Below are 12376 nucleotides of genomic sequence, written 5' to 3'. Positions count from 1 at the left end.
TTGTCCCCCATCCGTACGTCGATGACGCACGCCCTGGGGAGGGGACGAGGTGGCACTTGCACGCGGCCGAGCAGCCGACCTTCTAGTCGAGGCTCGGGCAGGCAGCCTTCATCAGAGGCTGCGCGAGCAGTCCGGATACGTGCTCGGTACCAGGGCTGGGACGGGTGAGGTCGTCTCCTGGCAGAAGAGCCTCCCCGTCCTGCTGAGCGACCTGATCGACGCGGGACTCGAAGACGTCGAAGTCCTCCTCGAGCACCAGCTTCCCCACAGTAGACAACGTGTGGACGTCATCCTGTGCGGAACGCACCCCCGCACCGGGCAAAGCTCGTTCGTATTCGTCGAGCTCAAGCAATGGTCGAAGGCCGAAGTCCACCTTGCCCAGGTGCTCAACATCCCCGGGCTTCCCGGGCTGCACCTCCATCCGGTCGATCAAGTGCGCGGGTACTGCCAGTACTTCGTGGACCACACCCCGGCGCTCGCCGAGCGTCCCCGGGCAGTCCGCGGGATCGCGTACCTGCACAACGCCCGCCGTGCCGATATCGACGGCCTCCTCCAGTACGAGGTCAGCGAACACGGGCGGCTGTTCACGATGGACGACAAGGCCGACCTCCGACAGGCATTCAACGCTGTGCTCGACAAGGCGGCGGAGCGAGGAAGCAACCTCGCCGCAGGTGACGAACTCCTTGGCTTCGAACATCGCCCGACCAAACCGTTGCTGGCGCTCGCGGCCGCGGAGATCCGGGATCGTGAACAGTTCGTCCTGCTCGACGAACAAAAGGTCGCTTACGAACTGGTGATGCAGGCTGTCGAACGTTCTCGCGCGGCCCAGACTCGTACCGTCGTCATCGTCGAGGGCGGTCCAGGATCAGGCAAAAGTGTGATCGCGTTGAGTCTCCTCGGCGATTTGGCTCGCCGCGGCCTCGCCGTCCACCACGCGACCGGCTCCAAGTCCTTCACCCAGACGATGCGGAAATACGCCGGTCGCGGAAGTACACGCGTACAGGGCCTGTTCAAATACTTCAACACTTACGTCGGCTGTCAGCCGCGAGAACTCGACGTCCTCATCTGCGACGAAGCCCACCGCATTCGCGAGAAAGGCGTCACGCAGTACACGAAGAAGGAGCAGCGCGACCGCGCTGGTCGCCAGATCAACGAACTGATCAACGTTGCCACCGTGCCGGTGTTCCTGCTCGACGAGAATCAGATCGTGCGGCCCGGCGAGATGGGTTCTCTGCGCGAAATCTCCGCTGCGGCCGAGGCACTCGGATGCAAGGTGGAGGTCGTCCGGCTGCACGATCAGTTGCGCTGCGGTGGTTCTGTCTCCTACGACACTTGGGTCGCCCGACTGCTGGGCCTGGGGCAGAATGTCGAACCACCTGTCCCATGGAGCAAGCTCGCGGGCCCTCTGGACGAGGGCATCACGGTGTCGAGTGCCGCAACGCCGCAAGCACTGGAGTCATGGGTGCTGCACCAAAAGGAGTTACACGGCGGAGTGCCCCGGCTCGCCGCCGGTTTCTGCTGGCCTTGGAGCGATCCGGTGATGACTCCGGACGGCCGCGCGCTGGTCGACGACGTCAGGATCGGCGGTTGGCAACGTCCTTGGAACGCGAAGTCGGAGCGGAACAAGGCCGTGGCCGGTGTCCCGGAATCCAACTACTGGGCCACTGACGAACGCGGCTTCGGGCAAGTGGGCTGCATCTACACCGCGCAGGGATTCGAGTACGACTGGTCCGGAGTCATCTTCGGCTCCGATCTCGTTCGGCGCGACGGCATGTGGATTCCTCAGCGTCAGAACTCCGAGGACAGTGCCGTGAAACGGGCCGACGAACTGCATTTCGGTGCGCTGATCAAGAACACCTACAAGGTCCTGCTCACCCGCGGGATGCGTGGCACCGCCGTCTATTCGACTGACCCCGAGACCCAAGCGTTCTTGGAGGAGATGACCGGATAGCCCTACGACGCTCCGGTCAGCCGCCTGCGGGACGTCCGTCCGGGTCCGTCATCGTGATGGCGCCACCCCGTGCCTGCAGAACCACGTCCGCACGGTACTTGCCCTCACCGAGGGCGGCGAGAGTGCCGAGGCTGACCATCCGCGTGGTGGCACCGTCACGGTCGAACACCAGCAGATTGCCGTCCTGGACATAGTCTCCACTGTGTGTGCCATCCCCCTCGACCGTGACGGGCCTGCCGAGTTCGCGTTCGATTCGCGCACCAGAAGCGGGGCCGGTGAGGACCTGCACCGACGTCCAATCGCCGGGCGCCAGTTCCTTGAGCGGACGCGAGCCGCCTGACTTGGCGAGGTCGCCGATCGTTTTCTCGAGACCTTCGTCGAATTCCACTGTCACTCCTGGGGTGCTCGTGCCGCAGCCCGCCACGAGGGCGAGCAGGGCGAGCAGAGTCACTATCAAGCGCATGGTCAGTATTGGTCCGGAGTCGCCGACGGTTCGCCGGGGTCGTGGTCGTCATTGCGCCCCGGATTGTCCGTGGGCCAAGGCTTGTTCTTGGTTTCGCGGGTCTCGCCAGGAGGCGATTCGTTGGACGATACCAGTGTGTCGTTCTTGTCGATCACCACCATTTTGCCGTCCTTGACCGCTTGTTCGACCAGGTTCGCCAGTTCCTCGGGACTGGCGTCCGGGTGAGCTCGAGCGATCGAGCGACCGACTTCGTTGTTGTGCAGGTCCATGGCCACCGGGACGTGGTGACTGGTCGGGTTCCGTTCGTGCGCCGTGGCGAATTCGCGGGCCCATTCCTCTCCATACCGCTGTGTCATCATCGCGTTCCAGTAAGCATGGCGGAATGCGTCAGCGTGCCCATCGGTCAGGCCTTTACCCTCGAACTTGCCCTCGGCGACATGCAAGGCGTCCTGCCGGATGTCGGCGAACTCCTTAAGTCCGAGCAAACCCTTGCGCATCTGCAGATCGTCGAGCAGCTTGGCCTCGGCCTGGGTGATCTTCTCCTTCGAGAAACCCGCCCGTTCCGCGAGCCAGCCGGTCAGACCGCTCGGCCACACTGTCGTACCGTCTGTTTTGACCTGGTACTTCGCCAAGAGATCGCGGTGTCGCTGTTCGTCGGCGATACGGTCTTCGCCTGCCATGGCGGCCGCCGCCAACGTCGTCGCACCGGCGTCGCCGATCTCGCCGGCCAGGATGCGCTTGAGCACGGAGTTCAGTTCGGTGTCGATCTGGCCGGCGCGGGCCAAGATGGCTTCCACCTCGACCTGCAAGAGCACGCTAGAGAGAAAACCAGTGGCATCCTCGGTCTCGACGACCTTGCCGTTGTCGATGCGGAAGCCGTTCTTGGCGGCGAAATCCTCGGTCGTCTCGACACTGCGCACCAAATCGCGCACTGCCTGCTCAGTGTTATCAATGATCTTCACAGCCGCGGACAATCGCGCCGCGAGATCTTCGAGTTCCTGGCATCGGGCACGGAGATTCTCGGCCGCCGCGTCCGCTGCTTCTCCGGCCCACCCGACGGGCTTGGCGCCGTCGATCTCATCCTGCAAGCCGAGCACCTGGCGGTTCTGCGCGGCCAAGTGGTCACCGATCTGTCCTATCCCGTCAGCCTTCCACTGGCTGACATCGGCCCACGTGACCATCAATTATCACCCACCCCGTCGAATCCCTGCTCACCGTCGTCATCGCGAGCGCGGTACGCAGTTGCGGCGGTGGTCAGCGATGCCGCGTAGGAATCCACCCCCTTCGCCCAGACGCCGATGGAGCTCTCCCAATGCGGACCGAGCTCAGCAGCGGTCTTTGCGGATTCCGTACCGGTCAATGCGCTGGAAAGCGCCGCAATCCGCTCCAGATCCAGCTCGCGAACAATTCCCGCGGCCCGCTTCGCCTGATCGGCCGCGGCGCGCAGGGCTTTCGGATCAGCTTCGAACCCCGTCATCTACCCCTCCCCGACTTGAGGCTACTTGTCCTGTTTGGGAGGTTCAAGCGTGCTGACCAGGCGTTCGGAGGGGTTGCGCCAAGACTGTCGGTGCCCTCCCCATAATGGGATCGTGACCGCCGACCAGGAGCCCCAGCCGTTCGCGCACCTCAGTGCGCCGAACGCGGCGCTCTATCGCGACGTCCTGTTGACGTTCGCACGGGCGAGGGACCGATTCATCGTTCACATGCGTCCTGAGGACGTCACGACGGATCTGGGCAGGCCGGGTGACATCGAGCAGGTCGCGGACGCGCTGGACAAGCTCGTCGACTGGGGCAACTTGCGGGCCGATCCGGATACGAGCCGGGTGACCAGTGTCGCCGACTTCCATCGCGCCCGGTACCTCTACCAGCTCACGGCGGCGGGCCAGGCCGCTGAAGAAGCATTAGCGGTTTATGACCAGGCATTGGGCCGCAGGGGGTCGCTGCAATCGGTGGCGCTGGAGGACATCGCCGGGCAGTTGCGGGCGCTCGTGGAGCTGGCGGGGGCACGGGAGCTCGACCCGGCGAAGGTGCATCTGCTGCTGCTCGCACTCGCCGAACGGTTCACCGGCTTGGCCGACAACGCGCAGGCGTTCATGGCGTCGCTACGCCGTGTCATCGATTTCGCCGACGGGGACGTGGAGGCGTTCCTCGCCTACAAACAGCGGCTGATCGACTACGTCAACCGCTTCATCGCCGACCTCGCGAACAGGGGTGCGGAGATCGCCACTCTGCTCGGCAAGATCGAAGATGCCGGGGTGCGCGAGCTCCTCATGGTGGCCGCGAAACGCGAAGCCGCCGATGTCGCACCTGATGATCACGAGAACGCGGCGGCCATCGAAAGCTGCTACGCCACTTGGCGAAATCGGTGGCGTGGGCTGCACGACTGGTTCGTCTCGGCCGACTCTCGGCGTCAGTCACAGGCGCGGCTGCTGCGCGGAGCCGCGGTCACGGCGATCACCCAGCTCATCGACACGGTGGCCGCGCTCAACGAACGTCGTTCCGGACGCTCCGATCGCTCGGCGGATTTCCGCACTTTGGCGCGGTGGTTCGCGGAGGCCCCGGACGACAACGCGGCACATCGCCTGTGGCGGACGGCGTTCGGGCTCAGTTCGGCTCGGCACCTCACGGTCGACAACGAAACCGTTGCGGCGTGGGAGGAAGAGCAACCCGCGCCGAGCACCCCGTGGCGGGAAGCGGCCGGGGTGCACATCAGCCCGCAGTTGCGCAGGACGGGATCCTACGAGCGGCGCGGCCAGCCCAACCGGGTCGCGGACCGCGCGGAGCAGCGGCGGATACTGGCCGAGCAGGCGGCTCTCGAAGCCGAGCAGGTCGCCGCGGCACGTAAGCGGCTGGCGACGCCGGGGCCGACGCGACTATCGGCGCTGGGTGAGCTCGACACGCGGGCGTTCCGGCTTTTCCTTGGTCTTCTCGGCGACGCGCTCTCGGCCCGTGCCCCTGGCGATCACGAAGTCCGGACCACCACGAGCGACGGCACGATGGAGGTTCGCTTGACCCTCGTGCGCGGCGGCGGAACGGTGAGCATCGACACCGAGGACGGAATTCTCCGCGGGCCGGAACACCTGATCGAGATCATCGACCTGATCGGAAACGGCCGGGTGGAGGCGATCGCGTGACCGTACTCGGCGAGGAAGCCGTCGCCCAGAAGCGGAAAGCCCTGCGGGCGCTGCTCGCCAAGCCGTTGTTGACAGCGGGAACGGACGACGAAGTACTGCGGTTGGTCCGGCGCCACGCGGCGGACCTGCGTGACTGGCTGGCCATGGAGACGGGCTGGCGGCTTCTCGTCGGCGCGGAATCCGCGCGCTTGTTCAAAACCGTGCCGACATTGACCGACCAGACCCATCCGGCGAGGGACGGTAAGGGCAAACCACCGTTCGGCCGTCGCAGGTACGTCCTGCTCTGCTTGGCGCTGGCCGTCTTGGAACGAGCCGACGCGCAGATCACTCTCGGCCGTCTCGCCGAGGGCGTGCTCGCCGCCGCGGGTGAACCCGAGCTGGTCGACGCGGGCGTGTCGTTCACGATGAGCAGGCGCGACGAACGTTCGGATCTCGTCGCCGCGGTCAGATTGCTGCTCACCTGGGGTGTCCTCGAACGTGTCGCCGGCGAGGAAGACGCCTATCTGAGCGACAACGGAGACGTCTTGTACGACGTACAGCGCCGGGTGCTGGCCACGCTCCTGACCAGTGGCCGTGGCCCTTCGACGATCAACGCCGCGGATTTCGAAACCAGGCTCGAAGAGCTTGCCCACGAACCCGTCGCCGACACCGATGACTTGCGTAATCGAGCTTTACGCCACCGGCTCACTCGCCGCCTGCTCGACGATCCAGTGGTCTACTACGACGAGCTGGCCGACGACGAACGGGCGTACCTGGCCGGCCAGCGGCATGCGATAACGCACCGGATCGAGGAAGCCACCGGGCTGGTCGCCGAAGTCCGCGCGGAGGGCATCGCGATGGTCGACCCCGACGACGAACTGACCGATGTACGCATGCCGGAGCAGCGCACCGATGGTCACGCCACCTTGCTCGTCGCCGAGTACCTCGCGGCACGGAACGGGCCGGTGCCGATCGAGCGGGTGCTGGCGTACGTCAGGAAGATCGCCCGTGACCACGCCTCCTACTGGCGTCGCGGAGTCACCGAAGAAGGCGCTGACGAGGAACTTCTCGCCATCGCGTTGCACAAGCTGCGCGCGCTGCGGCTCGTCGAGGATTCCGTGGGGGATCCGCCGATGGTGCGCGCGCTGCCCGCGATCAGCCGTTACCGGCTCGACGCGCCCACCATCCGGGAGAGGAAGACCGGGAAATGACCTTGCCCGTCCCGGACAGGGCCCGCTGGCAACCACTCCGGGCGGGCCTTGTCGACCTGTTCTACTACGACCTCGAAGAGTTCCACTTCCACGACGGCCGTTTGCTGTTACGCGGCAACAACGGAACCGGCAAATCCAAGGTACTCGCGCTCACCCTGCCGTTCCTGCTCGACGGCGAACTCTCGGCACACCGGGTGGAGCCGGACGGCGACCGCAACAAACGCATGGAATGGAACCTGCTGCTCGGCGGGAAACATCCGCACAATGAACGCCTCGGCTACACCTGGCTGGAATTCGGTCGTGCTCTTCCGGACGGGAGCACCGAGTACCGCACACTCGGCTGTGGCCTCAAGGCCGTCGCCGGACGCGGCATCGCCAGGCACTGGTTCTTCGTCACCGACCAGCGCATCGGACACGACCTCTCCCTGGTGAGCCCGACCCGCGTGGCCTTGACCAGAGAGAAGCTCAAGGACGCCGTCGAGGGGCATGGTCAGGTATACGACACAGCGTCGGAATACCGGCGCGCGGTGGACGAAGCGCTGTTCGGGCTGGGAACGCACCGCTACGAAGCACTCGTCAATCTGCTGATCCAGCTACGGCAACCACAACTGTCGAAGAAGCCGGACGAGAAACTGCTGTCCCGGGCGCTCACCGAAGCACTCCCGCCGCTCGACCCGGCCCTGGTGGCCACGGTCGCGGAGGCTTTCCGTGGTCTGGACGAGGAGCGGGAAACCTTACGCGCCCTCGCCGAGGCGAAGACGGCGGCCGAGCAGTTCCTCACACATTACAGACGCTATTCCCGAATCGCGGCCAAACGACGTGCGGCACCGGTTCGCCATACCCACAGCGCGTACGAAAGGCTCGGACGTGAGCTGGGCGAAGCCGAGGCCGCTTACGAGAAGGCGACCCTGGCACTCGAAGAGACACAACGGCTGCTCGATGAACTGGCGACCGCGAAGACCCAGCTGGAGACACGACTTACCGCGCTGCGGAGCAGTCCGGAAATGCGGGACGCCGAAGCACTGAAACAAGTGGGGGAAGAGGCCGCCAAACTCGGCAGGTTCGCGGATTTGCGGAAGCGCGACCTGCTGTCGGCCGCCGACAACCTGCGACGCCGTGTGGAGCAAGCCGAAACGGCGCAGCGGACGGCCGGCACCGATGCGGCGATTTTCGAGCAGGCCAAGGAGATCGCGCAAGAGGCCGCCGAGGCCGCCTACGTGGCCGATGGACATTCCGCGGTCATTGCCGACGAAGATGAGCGAGCTGGTCAGGCGCTCATCGAACGGCAGACCAAGGCGGTCGATCAGCTGCAACGGTTGATCAATGCCGCGACGCAGGCCGAAGCCGCGTTGCGTTCGGCGCGCGAAAGCGTGGACCGGATCACCGCTGAGCAGCAGAGTGCCGCCGAGCGGATCACCGCTGCCGAGGAGAGTATCGCCGGGCACGGTGCGGCCCTCGTCGCCTCTTACCGGTCCTATCTGGCGAACACAAAGCAGTTCACACTGTCTGATGTGGACGAATTGCTCGACTCGCTGGGCACGTGGAACGAGTCACTCGTCGGCGCCAACCCCGCGGCATCGGCCGTGGAGGAGGCCGTGCTGCGGGCGACCGCCGAACTCGGTCGCAGGCAAGCCACCCTCGACGCCGAACGAGCAGGAGCGGCAAGCGATCGGCAAGCGATCATCGACGAGATCGCACGGCTGGAAGCGGGCGGGCACGACGCTCCGCCAAGGCCTTACACACGTGCCGAAGATGTACGAACCGGCCGCCCTGGCGCTCCACTGTGGAAAGTCGTGGACTTCGTTCCCGGGGTCGCCGCGGAGCACCGAGCCGGACTCGAAGCGGCGTTGGAGGCCGCGGGCATTCTGGACGCTTGGGTGACCCCGGAAGGTGAACTGCACAGCACGCTGACCGGCGACGTGGTCGTCAAACCCGGTAAGACCGCGCCGTCAGGCGGCCTCACCGCTGTGCTCGCGCCGGCGGTGGATCGGGCCGATCCTCAGGCCGCGGCCCTGACTGACGATGTCGTCGGCGCGATCTTGCGCTCGATCGGTCTCGGTCCCGGCGCGGACACGTGGGTCGCGGTGGACGGCAGGTTCGCCGTCGGCGTGCTGAACGGGGCGTGGCACAAGGACACAGCAGGTTACCTGGGTGAAGGCGCTCGGGAAGCCGCGCGCAGGGAACGGGTTCATCGGCTGCGGGAGGAGAGCGCTCGGCTGGATCGACGCCTTGCCGATCTGGCGGCCGCCGCGGACGGCCTGACCGCTCAGCGGACCGCCCTCACCGCGGAACACCGAGCTCAGCCGAAAGACAACGATCTCCGTGAGGCCCATGTCGTGCTCGCCGGCGAGCACAAGGCGAAACGCCGGATCGACGTTCGCCTCGGCGAAGCCGTCACAGATTCCGAGGAGTGTGCCGACGAGGCCGAGCGGACACGCGGGAAGGTCATCGAATTCGCCGGTGACGTCGGTCTGCCAACGGATCCCGAGGAGTTGGCCCGCGTCCACAAAGCAGTTGGTGACTACCGGGTGGCACTTGCCGGACTTTGGCCCGCGGCGCGGGCGCTGGCTCGGGCGAAGGCGGAATCGGCCAAGGCCGAACACGAGAAGCGGGCCGCCGCCGAACGCCACGACGAAGCACGAGAGTCGGCCGCCGAAGCCCGCGCTGAAGCCGAAGCCGTGGCGGAACGCCACCGCGTACTGGTTGAGACCGCCGGCGCGGGAGTCGATGAGCTCTACCGGAAGCTGGCCGCGGTCGCGGCGGAACTGGACGAGCGGGACGCCCGCGAGAAGCGGGTGCGAGAAGACGAACGGGTCTTGCACGAAGAGCGGGGTACGGCCAACGGGCGGCGTGAGACGCTTCGCGATTCGATCTCGACCGCCGTGGCCGAACGTGACCAGGCCATCAGTGAGCTGCGCGCTTTTGCGACGACGGGACTGTTGACGACAGCCCTTCCCGAATCGGCATTCCCTGACCCGGACAAGGAGTGGGCTCCCAATCCGGCTGTCGCCCTCGCGCGGGCCATCAACGCCGCGCTGGAGGGCGTGGACGACGCGGACCGGCCATGGGAACTGGTTCAGCAGAAGGTGTCGGCTGAGCACAAGCTGCTGACCGACGCGCTGTCCAGGCACGGCCATTCGGTCGGCATGACCGTACGGGACGGGATCATCGTCGTCGACGTGCTGTTCCAAGGGCGCGCCCAGGACATTCCGGCACTGGTGGCCGCTTTGGCGGTGGAGAACGAGCAGCGGGCGAACCTGCTTTCGGCGAAGGAACGCGAGATCCTCGAGAACCACCTCATCAACGAAGTGGCGGGCACGCTGCAAGAATTGATCGGTAACGCCGAGGATCAGGTTCGGTCCATCAACACCGACCTGGAGGCCCGGCCGACATCGACCGGAATGCGCCTGCGGTTGCAGTGGCGTACTTCGCGAACGGCGCCTGACGGGCTCGATCGGGTGCGGGACCGGTTGTTACGGCAGACCGCTGATGCTTGGAGCGTGGAGGACCGGACCGCCGTCGGCGGGTTCCTGCAGGAGCAGATCAACCGTGAGCACGCTGAAGACGCGGCGGGTGGCTGGGTCGAACAACTGACTCGCGCGCTGGACTATCGGTCTTGGCACGAATTCGCGATCCAGCGCTACCAGGACGGCCAGTGGCGGTCGGCGACGGGACCGGCGTCCGGCGGCGAACGGGTACTTGCCGCGTCGGTTCCGCTCTTCGCCGCGGCCTCCTCGTTCTACTCGTCTTCGGCCAATCCCCACACACCACGTCTTGTCGCACTCGACGAAGCGTTCGCCGGGGTCGACGACGATTCACGGGCCAAGTGCCTCGGCCTGCTCGCCGCGTTCGACCTCGACGTCGTGATGACCAGCGAGCGCGAATGGGGTTGCTACCCGCAGGTGCCGGGGCTGGCCATCGCGCAACTCACCCGGCGCGACGGAATCGACGCCGTACTCGTGACCCCTTGGCGTTGGGACGGCCGCGAGCGTGTCCAGCGACAACGACCGTTCCCCTACGTCCCGAGCGCCTGATGGCCGACCTTGATCGCCTCCGTAGGCTCCTGGGCGGTGAAGAAACGGCGTGGCTGCTCGACCGTTTGCGCCGACGAATGATCACCGGCAGGCCGTTGAGCGGAGTCGTCACTCTCAGCTCGGCAACGCTTGACCAGCGCAGGGCCATCGAACGATTGCTTGGCCGGCGGGCCGGTACTGGTGCCTCGTTGAGCGTTTCTCTCGACGAAGTCGACGCGGTGCTTCGTCGCAGCGGTTCGGCCCCGGACGGGCTGGACGACGTGACGAGGCTGCTGATCGGAACCGTTCCGGTCAGGGCGACCGAGGCCGCGGCCTGGACGGCGGCTTTCGGTCCGCTGGACAAACTGGTCGCACGACGTCCGATGCTGGCGACGTGGCGGGCGTGGCTGGACTCCACCGGCTTGGTCCGGAGGTTGGCTTCCGATCCGGAGATCGCGTCGGCGTTGATCACCGCGGCTGTCCGCGTTCTCGCCGAGTTGCCCTTGAAGGGCATCGCGCTGGGGCGGCTCGCGGCGGAAACCACTGGCGACGCGCACGGCCTGGACGACGGGCGCCCGTTGGCGACGATCGTCCTCTCGGCGGCGAGGGTCCTCCGTGGCAGCCCGCCATCCGGCGACGGAACAGCGGGCGAACGGCGAACCTCTTGGGCGGCGGTCGGCGTACATCGTGACGAGTTGTCCTCGTCCGTGCTGTGCCTCGGCTTGCCCGGTGGCGCGGACACGGTGACCGGTCGCATACTGGCGCTGGCGAAGGAAGCCGGTGAACCGTCTGTCCTGACGCTACGCCAGTTGAGTACCGCACGGCTCGGCGTCGGAACAAGGGTCGTGTCGGTCTGCGAGAACCCGATCGTCCTCGCTTCGGCGGCCGATGAGCTGGGTCCCGACTGCCCTCCTCTCGTCTGCGTGAACGGCCAGCCGTCGGCCGCGGTGTGGCGTCTGCTCGACCTCCTCGCCGAGGAAGGCGCCGGTTTCAGGTATCACGGCGACTTCGACTGGGGCGGCGTTCGGATCGGGAACACCCTGCGAGACCGGATTTCTTGGGAGCCCTGGCGTTTCGACGCTTCGTCGTACATCACGACAACCACGACAGGCGGTCCGCTGACGGGAAGGCCGGCGGACGCGACCTGGGATCCGGAACTACGGCCGGCACTGGAGCGACGTGGGGTGCGCGTCGAAGAGGAACTCGTCCTCCCTGCCTTGTTGGAGGATCTTCGCTAGGCCTGGTGGAAGTCGTCGAGGCGACGAGCCTCAGCTGACGATTCCGTGGCGGCCAGCCAATGCGGATAGGTGACGTAGACCAGTTCTGTGTCCTCATCGGCCACATAGACCAACTCGGTCCCGACTCGCAGGTAGATCACCTCGCCTGCCCGAGCCGTCACCGAACCCGACGGGCCCTCGACGGTGAAGGTGCCGGAAGTGATGACGAGAGCCTCGTCGTAGGTCATCTTCCAGGGGTTCTTCTCCCCTTTCCCATATCGGGCGAAGCCGACGGACATCGCCGCGCCGCTGTCTTGCGAGACGACGTCGGCCAGGAAGATCCGCTGGTCGAGCCGCTGGAACCAGGTCGAAGCGTCGTCGCTTGTGAAGTGTTCGACGGACATCCGC

General features: G+C 66.1%; 10 protein-coding genes. 5 read left to right on the top strand and 5 right to left on the bottom strand.

Annotation, left to right across the window (positions count from 1 at the left end; translation table 11 throughout):
• Window positions 1–82: 82 nt before the first annotated feature.
• The gene (locus H074_RS42205) at window positions 83–574 is read right to left on the bottom strand and encodes a hypothetical protein (protein WP_338022353.1); all 492 of its coding nucleotides are present in this window, start codon (window positions 572–574) and stop codon (window positions 83–85) included.
• Between the two features lie 15 nt (window positions 575–589).
• Between H074_RS42205 and H074_RS03765 the strand changes: the two genes are divergently transcribed.
• On the top strand, window positions 590–1951 hold the full coding sequence (locus H074_RS03765; protein ID WP_338022352.1) for a DNA/RNA helicase domain-containing protein: 1362 nt from the start codon (window positions 590–592) through the stop codon (window positions 1949–1951).
• 16 nt (window positions 1952–1967) lie between these two features.
• Here H074_RS03765 and H074_RS03760 read toward each other — a convergent pair whose 3' ends face one another.
• From H074_RS03760 to H074_RS03750, 3 genes are read right to left on the bottom strand one after another with little or no spacing between them, the layout of a single operon-like run.
• Window positions 1968–2414 carry a hypothetical protein gene (locus H074_RS03760; RefSeq protein WP_235096651.1) on the bottom strand — a complete coding sequence of 149 codons (447 nt, stop codon included), beginning with the start codon at window positions 2412–2414 and terminating at the stop codon, window positions 1968–1970.
• A 2-nt stretch (window positions 2415–2416) separates the two neighbouring features.
• Window positions 2417–3595, bottom strand: coding sequence for a DUF6973 domain-containing protein (locus tag H074_RS03755; RefSeq protein WP_007028685.1), 1179 nt, complete (start codon window positions 3593–3595; stop codon window positions 2417–2419).
• On the bottom strand, window positions 3595–3891 hold the full coding sequence (locus H074_RS03750; RefSeq protein WP_007028684.1) for a hypothetical protein: 297 nt from the start codon (window positions 3889–3891) through the stop codon (window positions 3595–3597). The genes H074_RS03755 and H074_RS03750 overlap by 1 nt, the downstream gene beginning before the upstream one ends.
• Window positions 3892–4003: 112 nt before the next feature.
• Here H074_RS03750 and H074_RS03745 point away from each other — a divergent pair, with 112 nt between their 5' ends.
• From H074_RS03745 to H074_RS03730, 4 genes are read left to right on the top strand one after another with little or no spacing between them, the layout of a single operon-like run.
• Complete coding sequence (locus H074_RS03745; RefSeq protein ID WP_007028683.1) at window positions 4004–5548, top strand: TIGR02677 family protein; 1545 nt, start codon at window positions 4004–4006, stop codon at window positions 5546–5548.
• The gene (locus H074_RS03740) at window positions 5545–6738 is read left to right on the top strand and encodes a TIGR02678 family protein (RefSeq protein ID WP_007028682.1); all 1194 of its coding nucleotides are present in this window, start codon (window positions 5545–5547) and stop codon (window positions 6736–6738) included. The genes H074_RS03745 and H074_RS03740 overlap by 4 nt, the downstream gene beginning before the upstream one ends.
• Complete coding sequence (locus H074_RS03735; RefSeq protein ID WP_007028681.1) at window positions 6735–10772, top strand: TIGR02680 family protein; 4038 nt, start codon at window positions 6735–6737, stop codon at window positions 10770–10772. The genes H074_RS03740 and H074_RS03735 overlap by 4 nt, the downstream gene beginning before the upstream one ends.
• Window positions 10772–11989 carry a TIGR02679 family protein gene (locus H074_RS03730; protein WP_039921426.1) on the top strand — a complete coding sequence of 406 codons (1218 nt, stop codon included), beginning with the start codon at window positions 10772–10774 and terminating at the stop codon, window positions 11987–11989. The genes H074_RS03735 and H074_RS03730 overlap by 1 nt, the downstream gene beginning before the upstream one ends.
• Here the strand turns inward: H074_RS03730 and H074_RS03725 are convergent.
• Entirely contained in the window at window positions 11986–12372 is a 387-nt protein-coding gene (locus H074_RS03725) for a cupin domain-containing protein (RefSeq protein ID WP_007028679.1), read from the bottom strand. The genes H074_RS03730 and H074_RS03725 overlap by 4 nt on opposite strands.
• Window positions 12373–12376: the final 4 nt, after the last annotated feature.

The organism is Amycolatopsis decaplanina DSM 44594, from assembly GCF_000342005.1.
Classification (GTDB): Bacteria; Actinomycetota; Actinomycetes; order Mycobacteriales; family Pseudonocardiaceae; genus Amycolatopsis; species Amycolatopsis decaplanina.
Note: the sequence above shows the minus strand (reverse complement) of the source record. Positions and strands in the feature narration are given on the sequence as shown.